Consider the following 19,695-nt stretch of genomic DNA (forward strand, 5'->3'; position numbering starts at 1 on the left):
GAATGTCGAAATGAGCCGACCGCTAAGGGAGCGGAACAATTCCTGACCGGATCGCTTAGTTGTGCACGACCGAATGGATGCAACGTCCCCCCGAGCTTCATTCGAGGAAATGCCGGCCCCAGTGTTCGCCCACCGCGCACGCTGGGGCCGTTTCTTTGGAACTCCTAAGCGCCCCAAGAATCGATTCTGCGCTCCCGGTAGATTCCTCAGCCCCCGACCGGGAGAAAACCCCTGCTCAGGGTTGGCGGCCTTGGTGTGGCGTTCTCCGCGCCGGGGCCGTTTGCGCCGCTCCATCAGGGGAACGCGCGTTTCGGACCGTTATTTTTGACAGGATATTCGAACGCCACACCCTCAGGATCATGATCTCGAAACCATGCATCGGCTGCGGCCTCGCTGGCGAATATTTGCAGATGGTCGGGGTCTCCCACCTGGTTGCTGGTATCGACGTAGACCCAGACGTTCATGAAAAAGCATCCTTCGCGCGGTTCATGGCCGGCGAGGCGGGGTTTTTGACCTTGACCCAATGAGGAGACCGACCGGGACGGTAAGGCCGATCGTCCAGCTTGGAGACCAATTCCTCCAGGCCCATGAGGCAGGCGTGCCGGAAAAGTTCTGGCCCGATTTCGCCGCGCTCGAAGTCCGAAATGAAGATGCCGTCCACACGCCGCGCCAGCAGCCGGGCGAGGTTGGTCTTCCGCATGGTCAGCGGCAGCTTCCGGATGTCATCCCGTCGCTCACCAGCATGTCGAAGGCGTAGAACTGCACCTCGTCATTGTGCTTGCGGGAATGTAAGCCGTCGAAGTCGGAAATGCCGTCGATGGCTAGCAGAACGGCTTCACCATCTAGTACGAACGACGTTGACCGGATGCGCAGCGCGGCCTCGGTGATCATTGGGTACTTGTCGCTCCAGTCGTGTCCATTCCTGGTGAACAGCCGCACCCGCTTGCCCTCGCGGTGCACGATCAGCCGGTAGCCATCGTGCTTCACCTCATGGATCCAGCTTTTGGAGGTCGGAACCTTGGTGGCGCGGGTCGGGATGCAGGGTTCGAAGGCACTCGTACGCATCCGGTTTAGATAGGCGAGGGCATTGAAAACGCGAGTCCTGCCGCGACCACTTCCAACTAAGGCTCGCCGATCGTCTAGCCCGCCGGCGCGAACCGGCGGGTTTCTTGCCACGAAGCTAAGGGTCGGGCCGATGTGGTTCATGTCGTCATTGTTGCGGCAGCAGTCTGCCGGCGCTGCGCACCATATCGGGATATCGCCGAATGGCTGACGGCACCTTTGCCGCGGTCGAACGATTGGCGGGACTCATAATAAACTCCTCCTGCAACCTTTGAACAACCCATCTCGAGTGCAGCGCCGTCACCTCATCGTTTAGATTGTTCAGTCCTCGCTCGGAGTGCACAACGAAATCGCTAGCTAGAGTGACGCCCGAAACGCTTGCAGGCTGTTCACCGCGTCGAAGTGGCCTGAAGGCTATTCTCCACTCGAACTGATCTCCGCCCAGTTTTTGCGCAAGTCGGTTGAGGCTCGTGGCGAAGTTGCCGTCAAGCGCCAGATGTTGCTTCTGTTGATGCGCGACTGCTAGGGGAAATAGGACGGCCATTTCAAGCTTCAACTGACTATTCCATGCGGTAACGACGCTCCGGAGTATGTCGTAGACCTGTTCGATATCGCGAAGAGACAGTCCAAAAAAATCAAAGCCGCCGGTCAAATAACTTGGAATATCCGTGCTTTCGGGAAGCGAAATCTTGGCGGGATCGAGTGGTATCTGCTCAAACAAGCCATGGACAAAATCCCCTTTTGAGGTCTCATCGAAATAATAGGTACGATTGAAAAATCGCGAAAGGTAGCCTCCGCTGTTGAAACCCCCGCCGTAGACGGCGCCGATTGAATGGCTGAGCTGTACCGTATCTGTGGCGACGACAAAAACGACCTGGTCGATCTCGAAGAGGTGCTTCATTCGCTCCAGCATTGCGATTGCGAAGGGAGGACGGCAGCGATCGAGTTCGTCGACTAGGACGAAAAGAGGGAGCGGCTGATTCTTGGCGGCGGCCACCTTGAGGAATTCGGAGAGGCTATCGCGAAATTTTGCAATGGTCCTTTTCCCTTCGCGAAAGGTAGCCAGTAAGGCTTTGCCCTGTTCGTCTAGGATGTCGCCCAAGGACTTTGCTAATGCGTCAGCGGCCTTGTCGGAGTCGGCGGGGACACCGGTTTGCAAGATGGAGCCAATTTCCTCAATTCCAGAGCCGATGACTTTTTTTGCAATTTGGATGGTGGCGCCCTTGGCCGCCGCGACTGCTATGGCGGCACCAGTTCGCTTGGCCTCGTTCCAGCGGTCTCGCGCGCGCCTCTCGCGCTTCACCAGAGGAGTAACGGCGATGTCGATCGCATCCATGACGGACAAAAGTGGATCGTCAGCATGGTCATCCTGCCAGGCATTTACTTCGGCAACGAGGAATCCATCACCCCGCAACATTTGACCGAAACGGGAAAGAAAGAACGATTTTCCCTGTCCCCATTGAGCATCTATGTTGAGGACGTAAGAGGCGGGGAGGCCAGCTTTCTCCCGCTCAACAATGCGGTTCAAGAGAAACGATTTGAGAAATCCAGCATCTGCCGCTCTCCCAAGACGGTCTCGAGCCCAAATCTCATCAATAGCCGGCGCGGCAGTCATTTCGCTTCCCTCCGAATCGGGGTGTCCCCAACGTTGACACGCGAAGATGGAACCTACCGAGGATTGTCGGGCCTTCTCCCGCTATTCACAGGAGCGTTTGGCGCTGTGGCGGGGCGGACCTTCGCCCCGAGGTAAGGAACGTCATTGGCCAAGACGTGCCCGGGCGGCAGGCACCGGCAAGCAAGTCTCAATAAATGTAGGGGCGATAATGCGATTTGGTCTTTAGGGAAAACCCGCGCGCCGTCTGGCGCGCATAGATTTGGGCCAGAGACAGCATGTAGGCAACCTCGGGCGCTCCGAGACCGGCCTGAAGCCAATGCGCCACAAATGGGCGCCAGTCTGGATCAGCCTCAAGCACGTTGTATTTCTCGGGCAGCCTTGCTCGCGCTGACGTACCTATTCACTTGGTTTGGAGATCGATCCGTACGCACTCCGCCAAGGCCAGAGGCTCGGGCCTGGTGGTAGCCAAAGCCCATCCTAAGACTGGTCGGATCATCATTCGCCATTCTCGGGGTCTCGCTCGATGTTCTAGCGACGTCTGCCAGAACGCTGCGGCCCCACCTGCGCCTGGAACTCGCCCTGTCTTGCAGGTTGCGGTTCAAGCTTTTCGCGCGCCTGGTTCAGCGCTTCGTCAAGCTCTCGATGCAGCGTAGATACAATGGCTTCGATTTCGGCAATCGACGTGCACTCTTTGCCCAGGACGAAGACCCCGGGCCGCTGAATTCGGCTTGTCGTGTGGTCGAAGCCGATCCAATACGTATTGCCGCCCCGAGCCAATTCATCGGGCCATTTTTGGCCAAAAACGAATGCACCCACGTCGCCTGTCCTTCTATTCGTGTGCTGGACCCAAGTTTGGACCCAAACAGCGCAGGACTAGACCTAATCAGCCAAATTCACCGGGACAAGGTCCGCCAGAAATCGCCGGAAAAACAAACAGACCGGTATCAGGCAAGACGGGACCATATCGGGCTGGGCGTATTTCAAGACCGGTGCCTTAAACCACTCGGCCACCCTTCCAAACCAGTAATTTCAGTCGCTTAGCGTAGGGCGGAGTCGAACGCAATGCGAACCTGGACCCAATTTGAGGATGACGCTCCTGACGAGAGAGCAGGGCACGTCGTCCGCGGGTCGATGCGAGGCAGGTTTTGTGGTCGACCGGGCGAAAGTTGCTGCCAACGCCGCTCGCTCGCCGTCTCAATACTTGGCGACGACCGGACCGCTTCCGAATTTGTAGTTCACACCGACGCGTCCGACGTGATCGCGCACGTCAGTGGCCAGCGTGAGGGGGCCGAATCCAGGCTGGGTTACCGTGTAGGTGACGTTGCCGAGATCGACGTAGAGATACTCGGCCTTGGCACTCCAGTTGCCGCCGAGCGCGGCCTCGATGCCGCCGCCGACGGTCCAGCCGGTCTTGGTGCTGTTGAACTGCGATGTCTGGTTCAGGGGCGGACTCTGCTGGTTGATGGTAGTCTTGATCTCACCGAACGCAGCACCACCCGTGACGTAGAACAGCGCGGGTCCGGCGGCATAGCCCAGCCGTCCGCGCGCCGTTGCGAGCCACGACATCTCCTGGGTGAAATTCTGCGTCAGCGTGCCCAGCGTCGGCTGGCATAGTCTGCAGATCGTGTCCTTCTGGCCGCTCCACTGAAAGTCGCCTTCCAGACCCAGCACGACACTGCCGGACTGCCAATTGTAGCCGGCCTGCGCGCCACCGACGACGCCATCGGGCGAGATGGTGAGTTGATCGTTGGGAAGTGCAAAGGTCTGGACGCCAGCATTGCGGGCGACGCCATAGCCGACATTGCCGCCGACGTAAGCGCCGGTCCAGTTGTAGGCGAGCAGAACGGGAGCTTTGGCGAACATAGGCGCAGCTGCCGGGGCCGGCGGGGCGCCAAATCTATAGTTCACGCCGACGCGTCCGACATGGTTGCGCACGTCGCTGGTGGCGACTTGCGTACCACCGCCGAAGGCGAGAGGGATGATCTGCGTGTTCGAAACACTGCCGAGATCGACGTAGAGATATTCGACCTTGGCAGTCCAGTTGCCGGCCAGCGCGGCCTCGACGCCGCCGCCGGCCGTCCATCCGGTCTTGCTATTCGTCGCGGTCGCGGTCGGCGCGCCGAAACAGCAATCCAGGGTCTGCCGGATTTCCCCATACGCCAAGCCGCCGGTGGCATAGAACAGGGCCGGGCCGGCCGCATATCCCAACCGTCCGCGCACGGTTCCGAACCACGGCATCTCCTGGGCGACGCCACGACCAATAACGCCAGGAGGGAAACTGATGCAGTTAAAGCAATACGAATCCCGTTGGTCCGTCCACTGCCAGTCGGCTTCGGCGCCGAGCACCCAATTGCCTGCCTGCCAATTATATCCGATCTGTAGGCCACCGAGCACGCCGCGCGGGGCGAGTGTTACCCTGTCGGTCGGAGGTGCGCCGAAGAACGGTTCGCTGGAATTGTGCCCGACTCCATAACCGAAATTGCCGCCAATATAGAAACCAGTCCAGCTGTAGACCGACGCGGCGATCGGAGCCTTTACCGGCCTTGCCGCGAGATCCGCCGCTTGAGCTGATGCAACCGTGGCGACCGCGATCACCAAACCAAGCAACAAACGCTTCATTCCCAGCACCCTTTAATCGTATGACCCGATTCACTCTATCAAATCGCGCGGAAGCGTGTGTGACCGCGCTGCAACACCTGAGCGGGAATCATATTACCCTGGCGATGGTTGGATAGATCGCTTGTCTGCGCGCAGGCGGAGAGGTGGGCGATAACCCGCAGTGCGCATGCGGCGGCACGTTATGTTGAGCAAGTGCTGATTGGCGGCCAACCTTCAATGCCAAGTGGAGGATTCGTCGGATGCGCCCCGCGTTGATGCCGGAGCACTGGGCCCGTCAGTTGCCTACCGGCGGGTCTAGCCGAGCGCAAAAGCCAGCAAGCTCGAGCACAGCAGCACCAGGCTGGCCGTGGTCAGTGCCAGGAATCCGTTGGAGACCAAATCGTGGTTGCGCATGATACACCGGCCACTCTGGATTCTCGTCCGAATTTATCAAAGCTTTCCGAATCTCCCGCCTCGACGGCAAATGGTTGAAGAAGATCGCTTGGGCCGCGCCAAGTTGGATACAGTTGCCCACTTTTCCAGCCTGCCAATACCGCCGGAAGCGATGGCACAAACTGCATAGTCCAACTACCCTTGCCATGTTTTCCTAAATCTAAGTTCGCTCATCGACGATCAGCAGGCGATGTCAGGAGCGGCTGGTTCTGCTATACTGTCACCACTCGCCTAGCGCGGGACAAGTGCGGTGATGCGGTGAACCATCCGGGAACCGATATCGGCGAAGTTCCGCCAACGCGGCGCGTGCTCGCTATTCTGGCCGCCGACGTTGTTGGCTATGCTCGCCTAACCGAGGTTGCGGAGGAGACTACTCACATCCGCCTGCGGACACTTCGCTTCGGCGTGATCAACCCGTGCATCGTCTCCTACCGCGGCAAGATCGTGAAGAATACGGGCGACGGCTTTCTCGCCTCGTTCGATTCCTCGCTTGATGCCGCTCGGTGCGCGGTGGCCATGCAGCACGAAGTCGCCACGGCGCAGAGCCGAGAGGGGTACGATCGGAAGATCCAGTTTCGGATGGGCCTCAACGTTGCGCAGACCATCGTTGAATCAGAAGACATCTTCGGAAAGGGCGTCAATATAGCGGCGCGGCTCGAGCAGTCAGCGCCGGCGGGCGGCGTGGTACTTTCACACGACATGTACCAGGGTATCAAGGACCGGCTCGAAGTTTCAGTAGAAGACCTGGGCTTACTCCGCCTCAAGCATCTGTCGCGACCTGTGCATGCTTATTCTCTTTTGCTACCAGAAGCTGAACGTTTACCGCCGAGTGGCGGCAGGGCGAGTCGGCAGGCCAAGGTTCCCTTTATCGCGGTACTGCCGTTTCGCACGCAGGGAGGGAGCCCGGAGGACGATTACTTCGGCGATGGGACAGCCGACGAGATCGTTGTCGCGCTTCAGAGTGTTCGTGGCCTATTCGTCATTTCCAGCACGTCCACGTTTCCCTATCGCACCGGTCTGATCGACAGCCAGAGAATCGGCCAAGAACTCGGTGTCCGGTACGTCTTGAGTGGCAGCATCCGCCGAGCCGACAAGCAGCTTCGCATTGGAGTTGAGTTGAAGGACGTCGAAGCCGGCATCGTGCTGTGGGCAGATCAATATGACGGGGATGTATCCGAACTGTTCGAATTTCAGAGCCGCATTGCGACGCGCATCGTGTGGAGCATCGCACCTCAGGTGCGGGAGGCCGAGCTGAAGCGGGCGCTCCACAAGCGGTCGGACAATCTTAATGCCTACGAGTTGCTCATGAAGGCGATCGACTTCATGTATCGCATGAATTTCTATGACTTCGGTAAAGCAGGCGAGCTGCTACAAGCCGCGATTACCGCGGATCCGAACTATGCGACTGCCTATGCCTATGCAGCGCTCTGGCACATTCATAATGTCGCGCAAGGCTGGGGCGCCGAGGGAGGTCCCGATGCGGCGGAAGCGGCGCGCCTTGCCGCTGCCGCGGTCGATCGTGCGCCGGCCGACGGCTTCGCGTTAGCCGTTCTTGGTCACTCAAAGGCGCTATTGTTCAAGGACTACGGTGCAGCGCTCGACCTCTTCGATAGGGCGTTGAGCGCATCACCCGGGAATGCTATGGCTTGGACCCTTAGCAGTGGCGTGTACGGGTACCTTGAGGAAGGTCAATCGGCGATTAAGCGCGCTGAACAAGGATTGCGTCTATCGCCAGCCGACACGCAGGCCTATTTTTACCTGATGTTCCTCGGCCAAGCGCATTATATCAATGGCAACTACGATGAGGCGGTTGTATGGGCACGCAAGACCGCAACTCTGAACGGACGGTTGTCCGCTAACCTGCGTGTCTTAGCAGCCGCCTATATCGCGACGGGCCAAAGCGCGGAAGCGCGGACCGTTACCAAGACGCTTCTTGACGTACAGCCTCGATTCAAACTTTCGGCCTACAGTGAGCGATGCCCTTTCAGAGCAGGTCTGCGGGAGCGCTTCATTGATCATTTACGGCAGGCAGGTTTGCCAGATTGAAACCGCGCTGCATTTGGCAGCGAACCAGAGGAGGGTCCCGTCATGGGGGGCAATTGGTTCGGAGGAAACTGGTTTGGTGGCAATTGGTTCGGAGGAAACTGGGCGGGTAGTTCGGGCGGTGGCGATGGAACGCCCGTCTTTGCCATGCGGGCCGACCGGCCCCTTGCCGAGATCGTCATACCGCGGGATTACAACGCGAAGTTCAGGGACGCTGAATGGGATCCCGATCTGCGCGCTATAGCGATCCTGCCGGAGTTCCTGGCTGCGCGGATCGGAGGCCAAGACTGGCAGACGGCGGTCGCGCTGCCGGCACCCACCTATCCGGTTACGTCAGCGATGATCGACCAGCTCTTGGTGCTTGCCGTCGCGGAGCGGCCGGAAGCGCTTGGCGAAATCGTCGAGGAGAACCAGAATTTTCAGCTGCGCTGGTTGCAACTTCTCAACATCAGCCGCGCGTCCCATCCGCAGACGTTCCTGCTGATCAAGCTCATGGCTCGGGTCGGCGAGTTCGCGATGGTCCAGCTCAAACTCCAATATCCGAACCTGGCTGGCGGCGGCCCGCCGCCCTATTGGTACCAGCCGCGTCCAAACCAGGTCTGCGCGACGCTGTATCCGCCAGTCCCGGTCCCGGGGCACCCAGCCTATCCTGCCGGGCACGCGCTCATTGGCACGCTCACGTCCGCATGCCTGGCCGACCTGCTGCCTCAATACGCCCAGCCATTGGCAGCGTTGGCCGCGCGAGTTGGGATGAACCGGATAATCGCTGGACTGCACTATCGTGAGGACATCGATGCAGGCGCGAACGCAGCGCGCGCCCTGAAACCTTTCCTCGTGGCTTGCCCATTCTACGCGGCCACGTTCGCGCTCGCGCAGGCCGAATGGCTGTGAGATCGCGGGCAACCTAAACCACGGGACCGGGAGGTCGCCATGAAACCTGGGGAAGGTATCGGCTATGTACGGGTGTTGGCGCAGCGCAATAGTCACCCCGCGCTCGTCCAGGCCGCGAATGACTTGCTCGAAGGCCAGAGCCCAGCCGACACGATGCGGGATTACGCGCACGAGAACGCGACGCTCGAATTTTTAATCGACAGTGAGTTCGGCGCAGTGCCGATCTGGGACGGCGCCGATCACCAACCGGGGGTCTTGATCAAGGAAAGGGGCGAAAAAGCGCACGCACTCCTCGCGCCGGCGAACTCGAGGAAATTCCTGATCCGCGCCTACGTTGCTCCAGACAGCCTCGCCAAATTGCGTCTCAACGATGGCGAACCGGTCTGGTCGGATCCGGATCTAATTGGCCAGTATGCCAACGGCGCAAGCCAGGCCACGGGCGACACGAATGCGGTTCGGCAGGACCTCGACACGGAGACGCTGCAGGACAACGGCCTTGATGGTGGGAACGTTGCCGTCGCCATCGTCGATACCGGCATCTACAGGCGGCACCTCGCCAGGCAGCTTGGTTTCAACCCGGCGCTCGATGTTGGCAATTCATGGACGCCACCGACCGTGGCGACGAGCCCGGGCCGGAATCGCATCGGTCACGGCACAATGTGCGCCTACGGCGTGCTCGCGGTTGCCCCGAATGTGACGCTGCTCGACTATCCGCTACTGCTTGGGCGGCCGGCCGGCGAGCACACCGTCAGCGCAACGATCGGGGAAATGATGCGCGGTTATTGGGTCCTGCTCTGGCGCTGGGCGCTCGGCTTCATTGCGCAGAGCGCGCTCGTGGTCAACAATAGTTGGGGCATATTTCATCCGAGCCTCGACGAATATCCGCCCGCCGACCCGCGGCGCTACATCGACAATCCCAATCACATCTTCAGACTGTACATCCGGTTTCTCAACGCATTCGGCGCTGACGTGGTTTTCGCTGCGGGCAATTGCGGAAGCGGCTGCCCAAGTGCTGTGTGTCTGCAGTTGACGGCGGGAACGATCATGGGCGCCAACGCATATGACGAAGTGCTGACGCTCGCCGGTTGTGACGTCAACGACGTGCGCGTCTGTTATTCCTCGCAAGGGCCGTCTATCGCCGGCATGCCTCCGCAGAAACCGGACATCACCGCCTACACGCAGTTTCTCGGCTCGAAGATCCAGCGGGGCCCACGCGGCTTCGCGCCGGACACGGGAACGTCGACAGCATGCGCTGTCGCATCCGGGTGCGTCGCCGCGCTGCGAACCCGGCGGCCGCCGACGGCGACGGATCCGGCAACCATGATTGGGGTGTTGCAGGCGACGGCGCTGCCTGCGGGCAGCGCTGTGCCCAACTACGATTACGGCTATGGCATCATTCGGCCGGTGGCTGCGGGGCGGGACCTAGGCATTATTCCGTGAGCAGCACGCAGCCACGGGCCTTCGAGCAAATGGCGGTCATCTGAGTGGCAAATTTGACCAGGCCTGAGCTTGTTCGTTCCGCCCAAACCGAAGGCGATCTCCGATTCAGAGATGTGATCCGAACGGGGGACAAGGATGATCCGTTTTGATGGCGCAAGGTGAGGCGCACAAGGAGTTCCGCGAAACGCACTGGGCGAGGGAGGGCTTGCGATCCTAGCCGAGCGCAAAAGCCAGCAAGCTCGAGCACAGCAGCACCAGGCTGGCCGTGGTCAGTGCGAGGAATCCGTTGGAGACCAAATCGTGGTTGCGCATGAAACACCTGCCACTCTGGATGCTCGTCCGAATTTATTAAAGCTTTCCGAATCTCCCGCCTCGAAAGAGGTGATGCGTCTTTCTGCCCGGGGCCAATGCCCCAGGCAGGACCTGAAACTCAGGCCCGGGAACGATAGCCTTCAAACGCATGGGCCAGGAAAATCGCCGCGCTCACCAGGCCCATAATTGCTGTAACCGTCTCAATCATCGCACAAATCCTTTGCGCCCCTGCACGCACAGAACGACTGCGACGTTGCACAGTCAAAAAGATTCAGTGGCCGAAACGACAGATCCGGGCCGAGTGATGATTTGGTGCAACAGATTGTCTGAAAGCGGGACAGGGCAGGGGTGGTCTATGGGCGATCGTCACAATGAAGCCCGTAAACCGCCGGGGGACCACGGCAAACCCAAGGCGACCACACCGGAAGCAACCATTGATTCACCACGGCGGCGCGCACCGCATTTCCGCCGTGTTCGGGTTGCGATATCTTTACGACTTGGTGCGGAGGTGGGCCGTATCAAGGAATCAGGCCATGCAGCCTCAACGTAGGCATGCGGCCGTAGGAATGGTAATTGGGGCAAATGGGGATTCGACGGCCGAAATCGATGGTCCGGGTGGCGCGTGGCGCTGCTGCCGTGGGCGCCTGTCTCTTCCTTGCCAATTGCGCCTCGTCGGGCAAGTTCGCGAGCCGCGTCGATCCCAAGTACGGCGTTTCCTCGAGCCCCCGGGTGGTGGCGATGGGCGAGCCCGTGCCGAAGGGCGGCGGCACCTACCGAATCGGCAAACCCTACACCGTTGCTGGGCGGGTCTACGTGCCCGAGGAAGACCCCGACTATCGCGCGGAGGGCATGGCCTCCTGGTATGGCGACGACTTCCACGGCCGACTGACCGCCAATGGCGAAGTATTCGACATGCTCTCGCTGACCGCAGCCCATCCGACCCTGCCGATCCCCAGCTACGCCCGCGTCACCAATTTGCGTAACGGCAAATCGCTGGTGGTTCGCGTCAATGACCGCGGCCCATACCACGGCAACCGCCTCATCGACGTCTCGAACAAGGCGGCCGATCTGCTTGATTTCAAAAGCAATGGCGTCGCCAAGGTCCGCGTTGAGTATGTTGGGCGGGCCCCCCTGGAGGGTTCCGACGATCGCCAGCTGATGGCAACTTTGCGGACCGGCGTTCCGGCGCCGTCACCGTCCACGGTGCGGGTGGCTTCCGCCCGGCCGTTCGTTCCCGAGATGCCGTCATCCGCAGGCCGGATCCGGGGCGAGGTTCCGATGCCTGAGGGACGGCCCTATAGCCTCGGCAACACGTCGGCGGACTACGCCTCGATCAATGCGACCTCGGAAATGTCGACCTCCAACCGCACCCGGGGCCGGGCTTTGGAAAATCCGCGTGCGGTCTCTTACGAAAACGAGCCGGGCTATGCGGCCACGCCGCGCTCGGCGTATCTGCCGATCGATCCGCGCGGCCCGAGCGAGGTTCTGAGCGGGCGCGGGCTCTACTGATTCTTCAGGAAGGTTATCAAAGCGGCGTTGACCTCATCGGGCCGTTCCTGCTGAACCCAGTGACCGGCGCCGTCGATGATCAGCTTTTGCCGCAGGTTGGGCAGCACCCGCTCCAGTTCGGTAACGCGCTTGGCGCCGATCAGGCCGGTGATGACGGAATCTTTCGATCCCGCGACGAACAATGACGGCTGATGGATCTGCGCCCCCTGCCAAGGGGCGGTCAGTTCCCAGTTGCGGTCGAGATTGCGGTACCAGTTCAGTCCGCCGCGGAAGCCCGACTCCCTATAGACCTTGGAAAAATAGGCGATGTCGGCCTCATCGAGCCAATCCGGCAGCTTCACGACGGGGCCGATGTTGCCGAGAAAGCCCTTGCCCTCGGTGACGTAGAGCGCGGCCGGGTCGGACACCCCGCGCCCGAGGACCAGGCGCATGGTCAAGGCGACGTCGCGCTCGAATTCGGCCTCGGCAACGCCGGGGGTCTGAAAATATTGCCAATAGAAATTGGTGATTCCACCGTCACGCAGGCTGTCCAGCGGCCGGCCACGGCCGCGGAACGGGGGCGGTACGCTGAGGCCAGCAACCTTCGTAAAAACGTCCGGGCGGAACATCGCCGCGTGCCAGGCAACCGGCGCGCCCCAATCATGGCCGACAATGACGGCCTGCTTTTCGCCCAGCGCCGACACCAGCGCGACCATGTCGCCGACATTGTCGAAGATGCTGTAAGCCCCGATTTCGGCGGGCGCGCTGCTGCGGCCAAACCCGCGCATGTCCGGCGCCACGACATGGAAACCGGCTGCCGCGATCGCAGGGATCTGGTGCCGCCAAGAATAGGACAATTCCGGCCAGCCGTGACAGAGCAGCACCAGCGGACCCTGACCTTGCTCGAGCACAAACAACTCGATCCCGTTGGCAGAAATGGTCCGTGAGGATGGCATCGCGTTTCCGCCCCGTTTTTCGTATCTTGTCGGGAAATTGCAGCGCCCCCGAAGGATACGGTCGTTCGGTCGGCGCCGCAATTGGATCGGTTGATCCACAAGTCCGAAAACCTGTGTTGTTTGCGATACTTCCAACTGTTAGAACGCCGGGATTCAGGACATCGCCAATGGCTGCCGACAGACCCGTTTCCCGCAAATCTGACGCCGCGGCCGCACGTCCGTGGCGGGGCCTGATCGCGGCCACCCTGGCACTGGCCGTCGGCTGGGGCGGGATTGTCTACGCCGCCAACAACAGCGTGCAGGGCGCCAAGAAGGAAGCGGAGGGCGGTTTTGACGGCGACGCGCCGACCGCGATCCTGATCGAAGGCACCAGCGGCAGCGTGCTGTTCGAAAAGAACGCCGACGAGCTGCGGGCACCGTCGAGCATGTTGAAGCTGATGACGGCCGAGGTGGTGTTCAACGCCGTCAAGACCGGCAAGGTCAAACTGACCGACGAATACCGCATCAGCGAAAACGCCTGGCGCAAAGGCGGCGCGCCGGCGGGCGGCTCGACCATGTTTGCCATCCTCAACAGCAAGGTTTCGGTCGACGATCTGCTGAAGGGCGCGATCATCCAGAGCGGCAACGACTCCTGCATCGCGCTCGCCGAGGGGATGGCCGGAAACGAGAAGATCTTTGCCGCCGAGTTCTTGACCAAGCGGGCACGCGAGCTCGGCATGACCAGGTCGACCTTCGGCAATTCCAACGGGTTGCCCGATCCCGCCAACAAGATGACAGTGCGCGAACTGGCTGTCCTCGCGCGCCATATCATTCAAACCTATCCGGACATGTACAAGCTGTTCGCGGAGAGGGAATTCATCTGGAACAAGATCCGGCAACAGAACCGCAATCCGCTGCTGAACTCGCTCAGTGGCGCCGACGGGCTGAAGACCGGCTACACCAAGGACGGCGGCTACGGGATGGTCGGCTCCGCCGTCCAAAACGACATCCGGCTGATTGTCGTGATCAACGGGCTTGAAGACCCCGACGATCGCGCGTCGGAAGCCAAGAAAATGCTGGAATGGGGGTTCCGCAATTTCGAGGCGCGGACGCTGTTCGCGGCCAATCAACAGGTCGGATACGCCAAGGTGTTCGGCGGTGAAAGCCGGTCGGTCAAGCTGGCGAGCCGCGAGCCGATCAAGGTGATGGTGCCGAAGAACGGCAGCGAAAAACTGATCGCGCGCCTGGTCTATAGCGGCCCGGTGCGTGCGCCGGTCGCCGAGGGCCAGCCGGTCGGCGTGGTGCGGGTCTGGCGCGGCGGCAATGTAGCGATGGAGGCGCCGGTCTATGCTGCGGAGGCGGTCGCGACCGGTTCGACGATGCGCCGGGCGATCGACGGCGCCAGCGAGCTTGTCATCGGCATGTTCCGCGCGAGCGCAGAGAAGCTCTGATTATGGCCGAAGCAACGGTGAGCCGGCCTTCGGGACGCGGGAAGTTCATTTCGTTCGAAGGCGGCGAGGGCTCCGGAAAGTCCACGCAGATCAAGAAACTTGCCGACCGCCTTGCAACGGCAAAGCTGCGCGCGATCGTCACCCGCGAGCCCGGCGGCTCGCCGGGCGCCGAAATCATCCGTCATCTCGTGCTGTCGGGCATGGGCAAATTGCTCGGGCCGGAGGCGGAAACGCTGCTGTTTGCCGCCGCCCGCGACGACCATGTGCGCACGGTGATTCAGCCGGCGCTCAGCCAGGGGATCTGGGTGCTGTGCGACCGGTTTTCGGATTCGACGCGTGCCTATCAGGGTCGGCTGGGACAGGTCTCGCCCGCCGTGCTCAACGCCATGCAGCGGGTCACCATCGGCGACCTCAAGCCGGACCTGACCATCATCCTTGATATCCCCGTTGAAGTCGGACTGAAGCGCGCTGCCGCCCGCCGCGGCACCGGCGCGCCCGACCGTTTCGAGGCGGAGGACGTCAAGTTCCACCAGGATTTGCGCGATGCCTACCAGCAGATCGCCGCGGAAGATCCGCAGCGCTGCGCGCTGATCGATGCCAATGCGGATACGGACGTGGTTGCCGCCCGTGTCTGGAAGGCCTTGCGCGATCACCTGTTCGCTATTTCCTCGACGGCGAGTTCCGCATGAGTGCCCGCAAGGTTGAGCAGGACACCGCGGTCCGGCATCCCCGCGAAACGCCAGACCTGTTCGGGCATCGCGATGCGGAGATCGCACTGCTCAACGCCTACCGCAGCGGCCGCATTCCGCATGCCTGGCTGATCGGCGGCGCGCAGGGCATCGGCAAGGCGACGCTGGCCTATCGCATGGCGCGGTTCGTGCTGACGCATCCCAACCCGCTGTCGCCATCGGCGCAACGCGCGGAGACGCTGGCCGTTGATCCCGCCGATCCCGTTGCGCGGCAGGTTACCAATGGCGCCCATGGCGGGCTGTTGGTGCTGGAACGCAGCCTCAACGACCGCGGCGTGATGCGCACCGTCATCACCGTCGACGAGACGCGCGAGACGATCTCGTTCTTCGGCTCGACCGCGGCGGTCGACGGCTGGCGGGTCTGCATCGTCGATACCGTCGACGAGCTCAATCCTAACGCGGCGAACGCGCTGCTCAAGATTCTCGAGGAGCCGCCGCAGCGATCGCTGTTCCTGCTCGTCAGTCATTCGCCGGCGCGGGCGCTGCCGACCATCCTGTCCCGTTGCCGCAAATTGCCGCTGCGACCGCTGGCGACCGTAGACGTTATCGACGCCGCCGCACAGGCTGGGAACATGATGGTCGATGATCCCGCGCTTGCGGAAGCGGCAGAGGCGGCGGAGGGCAGTGTCTCGCGCGCGGTCACGCTGCTCGGCGGCGATGCGCTCAAGCTGCAGCAACGGACCGCGGCGCTGCTGGCGACCCTGCCAAATGTCGACCCGCGCGAATTGCACGCGCTCGGCGACGCGCTCGGCGGCAGCGACCGCGTGGCCCTTGCGGCCTTCGTCGATGGCGTCGATCGCTGGATCAGCGAAAAGCTGCGCGCGGATAACGCCAACGCCAACCTGCCGCGCCTTGCACGGCTGGCGGAGGTATGGGAAAAGATCATCCGCGCCGCGCGCGATACGGAATCGTATAATCTGGAACGAAAACCGCTGGTTTTCTCGGTGTTCGGGATGCTCGCGGAAGCCACGCGGTGACGCTCCGTTCGATATAATCCGGACAATCTGATTTGAACGTTTAAAGGAAATTCGTGGTGGCGAAGGCTAAAAAGAAAACCTCCAAAAAGAAGAAGGCCAAGGCCCGCAAGTCTTCGCCTGCGCGTACCACCAAAAAGGCGGGCGCTAAAAAACGCGCTGTCAAAACATCGCGCAAGGCGTCGAAGAAGGCTGCCAAGAAAGCCGTCAAGAAATCCGTGAAGAAGACGGCAAAGAAAGCCCTGAAGAAGTCGGCGGCGAAGAAGGCCGCCAAGAAACCTGCGAAGAAATCGTCGAAGAAATCCGCAAAGAACACGACATCGAAGAAGCGCGCCACCGCGCCCAAGAATACTCCCAACAATACTCCCAAGAATACGCATGAGAATGCGCCCAGGGAAATAGTCCCGGCCGCAAAGCCGCCGTCCGCGCCGAAGCGCCCGAAGGCTGCCACGCCGGCGGTGGCGACGCCACGCAACAGTTACTTCGTCACGACGCCGATCTTCTATCCGAACGGCATACCGCACATCGGGCATGCCTATACCGCGATGGTCACCGACGCGATCGCCCGCTTTCAGCGGCTCGACGGCTTCGACGTGCGGTTTCTGACGGGAACCGACGAGCACGGCCTCAAGATGCAGCAAACCGCGGTCGCCGAGGGCCTCACGCCGATCGCGCTTGCCGATCGCAACTCCGCGCGCTTTCGCGACATGATGGCCGCGCTCAACATCTCCTATGACGATTACATCCGCACCACCGAACCGCGCCACAAGCGGGCGTGCCAGGCACTCTGGAGCGCGATCGAGAAGAACGGAGATATCTATCTCGACAAGTACGCCGGCTGGTATTCGGTGCGTCAGGAGGCTTATTTCGACGAAGCGGAAACCACCGTCGGGGACGATGGCGTTCGCCGCGAGCCGCTGGGCTCGCCGGTCGAGTGGACCGAGGAAGAGACCTATTTCTTCCGCCTGTCGGCCTATCAGGACAAGTTGCTCGCCCTCTATGCTGACGTGCCCGACTTCGTGCTGCCGCGCGAGCGGCTCAATGAAGTTGCGAGCTTTGTCAAAGGCGGCCTGAAGGATCTATCGGTCTCGCGAACGACGTTCGACTGGGGCATCGAGGTGCCGGGCTCCCCGTCTCATGTCATGTACGTCTGGTTGGACGCGTTGACGAATTATATCACGGCCGCCGGCTATCCGGATGTCGAAGGCGCCGACTTCCGGCGTTACTGGCCGGCCAATCTGCATGTCACCGGCAAGGATATCGTGCGTTTCCACGCCGTATACTGGCCCGCTTTCCTGATGTCGGCCGGCGTCGAGGTTCCCCATCGTGTCTTCAGCCACGGCTTCCTGCTCAACCGCGGTGAGAAGATGTCGAAGTCCGTCGGCAACGTCGTCGATCCCTTCGCCATGGCGGCGCAGTACGGCGTCGATCAGATACGCTATTTCTTCATGCGCGAAGTGTCGTTCGGCCAGGACGGCAGCTACAACCACGAGGCCATCGTCGCGCGTATCAATGCCGACCTCGCCAACGATCTCGGCAATCTGGCGCAGCGTTCGCTTTCGATGATCGCCAAGCAACTCGGCGGCATCCTGCCGGAGCCCGGCGAGTTCAGCGACAACGACAAGGCAATCCTGGCGCAGGCCGACGCCATGCTGGAGGCCTCGCGCACGGCGATGGCGACGCAGCAGATCCACCAATGGCTGAGCGCCGTGTGGGCCGTGGTGGCGGAAGCCAACCGCTATTTTGCGGGCGAGGCGCCGTGGGCGCTGGCGAAGACCGATCCGGCGCGGCAGAAGACTGTGTTGTACGTGACCGCGGAAGTCGTGCGTCAGGTCGCCATCCTGGCACAGCCTGTGATGCCGGAATCCTCCGGCAAGCTGCTGGACAGCCTCGGTATCCCCCAAGATATCAAGTCGCGTAATTTTGCGGCACTACCCACGCGCATCGCCGCAGGTACAGTCTTGCCGGCGCCGGTCGGGGTGTTTCCGCGCTACGTCGAACCAAAGGCAGATTGATCGGTTCGAACGCCATGCTCGTCGACAGCCACTGTCATCTCGACTTTCCCGATTTCGCCGAGGATCTCGACGGCATTGTCGCGCGCGCCGAGAGCGCTGGAATCGGCCGCATCGTCACCATTTCGACGCGGGTGAGGCGGCTTGGCGGCCTGCTGCAAATCGCCGAGCGGTTTCCGAACGTCTATTGCTCGGTCGGAACCCATCCGCATCACGCCGACGAGGAAGACGGCATTCCGGCAGCCGAGCTGATCGAACTGACGAAGCACCCCAAGGTGGTCGCGCTGGGCGAGGCGGGGTTGGATAATTTCTACGACGACGGCTCGCCGGAAGCGCAGGAGCGCGGCTTTCGCGCTCACATCGCCGCCGCGCGCGCAACCGGCCTGCCGCTGATCATTCACACCCGCGACGCCGATGAAGGTTGCGGTCGCATCCTCGAAGAGGAAATGGCCAAGGGACCGTTTCGTGCAGTGCTGCATTGCTACACCGGCGGACGCGAACTGGCGATGAGGGCGATCGCGCTGGGACTTTCGATCTCGTTCACGGGCATCCTGACGTTCAAGAAGTCGGAAGCCTTGCGCGAACTCGCCGCCGAACTGCCGGCCGATCGCATCATGGTCGAAACCGACGCGCCGTATCTGGCGCCCGGCAAATTCCGTGGCAAGCGCAACGAGCCATCCTACGTGGTCGAGGTAGCCAAGGTGCTGGCGGAGGCGCGCGGGGTTTCGCTTGAGCAGATCTCGCGGCAGACCACCGAAAACTTCTTTCGCCTGTTCTCCAAGGTACCCGCGCCGAAAGCGACCGCATGACGCTGACGCTGACGATCATGGGCTGTGGTTCCTCCGCCGGCGTGCCGCGTCCGGCGCTGGGTTGGGGCGCCTGCGATCCCAGCAACCCCAGGAATCGTCGCCGCCGTTGTTCGCTGCTGGTTGAGCGCGCGGGCGCCCACGGCACCACGCGGATCGTGATCGACACTTCGCCTGACCTGCGCGAGCAATTGATCGACGCCAATGTCGACCATATCGACGCGGTGTTCCTGACGCATGAGCACGCCGACCAGACCCATGGCATCGATGATTTGCGTTCGGTCGTGCTGCACCAGCGCCGCCGCATTCCCGTCTACTTCAATCAGTCGACCGCGAAAGACATCATGGCGCGGTTCTCCTATTGCTTCATCGCGCCCGAGGGCAGCGATTACCCGCCAATCCTGACGCGTCACTCGATCGAAGCCGGCGAGAGCCACACAACACAGGGGAAGGGAGGGCCGGTGGAGCTTTCCGCCTTCCTGGTTCACCACGGCAAGATTCCCGCGCTGGGATTTCGCATTGGGGACGCCGCCTACACGCCCGACCTCCACGACATTCCCGAGGAGAGCTGGCATGCCCTCGAAAACCTCGAGCTCTGGATCATCGACGGGCTGCGCTACGCTGGGCATCCCAGCCATTTTAGCGTCAACGATGCCCTGTCGTGGATCGAGCGCTTCAGGCCGCGCCGCGCCGTCATCACCAACATGCATTCCGACCTCGATTACGAGGTGCTGCGCCAGAGCCTCCCGGCCGGCGTGATTCCGGCTTTTGACGGGATGCGCCTGACGCTGGAGCGGGCGGGCTAAGGCCCGGGCGGCGTGAGGAACTTCGTCGGCACGAACCGATTATCATCGAAAGCTCCGTTT

Annotated in this window: 18 protein-coding genes; 10 read left to right on the top strand and 8 right to left on the bottom strand. The window is 61.6% G+C overall.

Features of this window, described 5'->3' with window-relative positions; all coding sequences use genetic code 11:
* Window positions 1-293: 293 nt before the first annotated feature.
* The 6 genes from JQ641_RS15855 to JQ641_RS15875 all read right to left on the bottom strand — a co-directional run bounded on the left by JQ641_RS15855 (window position 294) and on the right by JQ641_RS15875 (window position 5,296).
* On the bottom strand, window positions 294-464 hold the full coding sequence (locus tag JQ641_RS15855; protein ID WP_211996871.1) for a hypothetical protein: 171 nt from the start codon (window positions 462-464) through the stop codon (window positions 294-296).
* Window positions 461-700 (bottom strand): DNA ligase-like domain-containing protein, encoded by a 240-nt coding sequence (locus tag JQ641_RS37945; protein ID WP_249150461.1) that lies wholly within the window; start codon window positions 698-700, stop codon window positions 461-463. The genes JQ641_RS15855 and JQ641_RS37945 overlap by 4 nt, the downstream gene beginning before the upstream one ends.
* 2 nt (window positions 701-702) lie before the next feature.
* Window positions 703-1,206, bottom strand: a complete 504-nt coding sequence (locus JQ641_RS37950; RefSeq protein ID WP_249150462.1) for an ATP-dependent DNA ligase — start codon at window positions 1,204-1,206, stop codon at window positions 703-705.
* Window positions 1,207-1,210: 4 nt separating this feature from the next.
* Window positions 1,211-2,677: a KAP family P-loop NTPase fold protein gene (locus JQ641_RS15865; RefSeq protein WP_211996872.1), complete on the bottom strand. Its 1,467-nt coding sequence runs from the start codon at window positions 2,675-2,677 to the stop codon at window positions 1,211-1,213.
* A gap of 528 nt (window positions 2,678-3,205) precedes the next feature.
* Window positions 3,206-3,493, bottom strand: coding sequence for a hypothetical protein (locus JQ641_RS15870; protein ID WP_211996873.1), 288 nt, complete (start codon window positions 3,491-3,493; stop codon window positions 3,206-3,208).
* 378 nt (window positions 3,494-3,871) lie between these two features.
* On the bottom strand, window positions 3,872-5,296 hold the full coding sequence (locus tag JQ641_RS15875; RefSeq protein WP_211996874.1) for an outer membrane protein: 1,425 nt from the start codon (window positions 5,294-5,296) through the stop codon (window positions 3,872-3,874).
* A gap of 690 nt (window positions 5,297-5,986) precedes the next feature.
* Between JQ641_RS15875 and JQ641_RS15880 the strand changes: the two genes are divergently transcribed.
* From JQ641_RS15880 to JQ641_RS15895, 4 genes are all read left to right on the top strand, one after another.
* Window positions 5,987-7,774: an adenylate/guanylate cyclase domain-containing protein gene (locus tag JQ641_RS15880; protein WP_211996875.1), complete on the top strand. Its 1,788-nt coding sequence runs from the start codon at window positions 5,987-5,989 to the stop codon at window positions 7,772-7,774.
* Window positions 7,775-7,816: 42 nt separating this feature from the next.
* Window positions 7,817-8,662, top strand: a complete 846-nt coding sequence (locus JQ641_RS15885; protein ID WP_211996876.1) for a phosphatase PAP2 family protein — start codon at window positions 7,817-7,819, stop codon at window positions 8,660-8,662.
* Between the two features lie 39 nt (window positions 8,663-8,701).
* Window positions 8,702-10,102, top strand: a complete 1,401-nt coding sequence (locus tag JQ641_RS15890; RefSeq protein ID WP_211996877.1) for a S8 family peptidase — start codon at window positions 8,702-8,704, stop codon at window positions 10,100-10,102.
* 894 nt (window positions 10,103-10,996) lie between these two features.
* Window positions 10,997-11,923, top strand: a complete 927-nt coding sequence (locus JQ641_RS15895) for a septal ring lytic transglycosylase RlpA family protein (RefSeq protein WP_211996878.1) — start codon at window positions 10,997-10,999, stop codon at window positions 11,921-11,923.
* On the opposite strand, the gene JQ641_RS15900 is transcribed toward JQ641_RS15895, so the two are convergent.
* The gene (locus JQ641_RS15900) at window positions 11,917-12,858 is read right to left on the bottom strand and encodes an alpha/beta fold hydrolase (protein WP_211996879.1); all 942 of its coding nucleotides are present in this window, start codon (window positions 12,856-12,858) and stop codon (window positions 11,917-11,919) included. The genes JQ641_RS15895 and JQ641_RS15900 overlap by 7 nt on opposite strands.
* Before the next feature lie 167 nt (window positions 12,859-13,025).
* Between JQ641_RS15900 and JQ641_RS15905 the strand changes: the two genes are divergently transcribed.
* The 3 genes from JQ641_RS15905 to JQ641_RS15915 are packed head-to-tail and all read left to right on the top strand — an operon-like array spanning window position 13,026 to window position 16,014.
* Window positions 13,026-14,288, top strand: coding sequence for a D-alanyl-D-alanine carboxypeptidase family protein (locus JQ641_RS15905; RefSeq protein WP_211996880.1), 1,263 nt, complete (start codon window positions 13,026-13,028; stop codon window positions 14,286-14,288).
* A 2-nt stretch (window positions 14,289-14,290) separates the two neighbouring features.
* Window positions 14,291-14,977, top strand: a complete 687-nt coding sequence (gene tmk / locus JQ641_RS15910) for a dTMP kinase (protein WP_211996881.1) — start codon at window positions 14,291-14,293, stop codon at window positions 14,975-14,977.
* Window positions 14,974-16,014: a DNA polymerase III subunit delta' gene (locus JQ641_RS15915; protein ID WP_211996882.1), complete on the top strand. Its 1,041-nt coding sequence runs from the start codon at window positions 14,974-14,976 to the stop codon at window positions 16,012-16,014. The genes tmk and JQ641_RS15915 overlap by 4 nt, the downstream gene beginning before the upstream one ends.
* A gap of 40 nt (window positions 16,015-16,054) precedes the next feature.
* Here JQ641_RS15915 and JQ641_RS38700 read toward each other — a convergent pair whose 3' ends face one another.
* Window positions 16,055-16,486 carry a hypothetical protein gene (locus JQ641_RS38700; protein WP_349628566.1) on the bottom strand — a complete coding sequence of 144 codons (432 nt, stop codon included), beginning with the start codon at window positions 16,484-16,486 and terminating at the stop codon, window positions 16,055-16,057.
* Here JQ641_RS38700 and metG point away from each other — a divergent pair.
* Genes metG through JQ641_RS15930 form a run of 3 tightly spaced genes read left to right on the top strand, consistent with a single transcriptional unit; the run spans window position 16,470 to window position 19,635 of the window.
* Window positions 16,470-18,026, top strand: a complete 1,557-nt coding sequence (gene metG / locus JQ641_RS15920; protein ID WP_349628567.1) for a methionine--tRNA ligase — start codon at window positions 16,470-16,472, stop codon at window positions 18,024-18,026. The two genes, JQ641_RS38700 and metG, sit on opposite strands and share 17 nt — an antisense overlap.
* A 14-nt stretch (window positions 18,027-18,040) precedes the next feature.
* Window positions 18,041-18,832 (top strand): TatD family hydrolase, encoded by a 792-nt coding sequence (locus JQ641_RS15925; protein WP_211996884.1) that lies wholly within the window; start codon window positions 18,041-18,043, stop codon window positions 18,830-18,832.
* Window positions 18,829-19,635 carry an MBL fold metallo-hydrolase gene (locus JQ641_RS15930; RefSeq protein ID WP_211996885.1) on the top strand — a complete coding sequence of 269 codons (807 nt, stop codon included), beginning with the start codon at window positions 18,829-18,831 and terminating at the stop codon, window positions 19,633-19,635. The genes JQ641_RS15925 and JQ641_RS15930 overlap by 4 nt, the downstream gene beginning before the upstream one ends.
* Window positions 19,636-19,695 lie beyond the last annotated feature (60 nt).

Source organism: Bradyrhizobium sp. JYMT SZCCT0180, assembly GCF_018130165.1.
Taxonomy (GTDB): Bacteria; Pseudomonadota; Alphaproteobacteria; order Rhizobiales; family Xanthobacteraceae; genus Bradyrhizobium.

What these genes read in the sequence shown, in the direction of transcription:
- JQ641_RS15855 (WP_211996871.1), bottom strand. Translation starts at nt 464, where the DNA reads ATGAACGTCTGGGTCTACGTCGATACCAGCAACCAGGTGGGAGACCCC.
- JQ641_RS37945 (WP_249150461.1), bottom strand. Translation starts at nt 700, where the DNA reads ATGCGGAAGACCAACCTCGCCCGGCTGCTGGCGCGGCGTGTGGACGGC.
- JQ641_RS37950 (WP_249150462.1), bottom strand. Translation starts at nt 1,206, where the DNA reads ATGAACCACATCGGCCCGACCCTTAGCTTCGTGGCAAGAAACCCGCCG.
- JQ641_RS15865 (WP_211996872.1), bottom strand. Translation starts at nt 2,677, where the DNA reads ATGACTGCCGCGCCGGCTATTGATGAGATTTGGGCTCGAGACCGTCTT.
- JQ641_RS15875 (WP_211996874.1), bottom strand. Translation starts at nt 5,296, where the DNA reads ATGAAGCGTTTGTTGCTTGGTTTGGTGATCGCGGTCGCCACGGTTGCA.
- JQ641_RS15885 (WP_211996876.1), top strand. Translation starts at nt 7,817, where the DNA reads ATGGGGGGCAATTGGTTCGGAGGAAACTGGTTTGGTGGCAATTGGTTC.
- JQ641_RS15890 (WP_211996877.1), top strand. Translation starts at nt 8,702, where the DNA reads ATGAAACCTGGGGAAGGTATCGGCTATGTACGGGTGTTGGCGCAGCGC.
- JQ641_RS15895 (WP_211996878.1), top strand. Translation starts at nt 10,997, where the DNA reads ATGGGGATTCGACGGCCGAAATCGATGGTCCGGGTGGCGCGTGGCGCT.
- JQ641_RS15900 (WP_211996879.1), bottom strand. Translation starts at nt 12,858, where the DNA reads ATGCCATCCTCACGGACCATTTCTGCCAACGGGATCGAGTTGTTTGTG.
- JQ641_RS15905 (WP_211996880.1), top strand. Translation starts at nt 13,026, where the DNA reads ATGGCTGCCGACAGACCCGTTTCCCGCAAATCTGACGCCGCGGCCGCA.
- tmk (WP_211996881.1), top strand. Translation starts at nt 14,291, where the DNA reads ATGGCCGAAGCAACGGTGAGCCGGCCTTCGGGACGCGGGAAGTTCATT.
- JQ641_RS15915 (WP_211996882.1), top strand. Translation starts at nt 14,974, where the DNA reads ATGAGTGCCCGCAAGGTTGAGCAGGACACCGCGGTCCGGCATCCCCGC.
- JQ641_RS15925 (WP_211996884.1), top strand. Translation starts at nt 18,041, where the DNA reads ATGCTCGTCGACAGCCACTGTCATCTCGACTTTCCCGATTTCGCCGAG.
- JQ641_RS15930 (WP_211996885.1), top strand. Translation starts at nt 18,829, where the DNA reads ATGACGCTGACGCTGACGATCATGGGCTGTGGTTCCTCCGCCGGCGTG.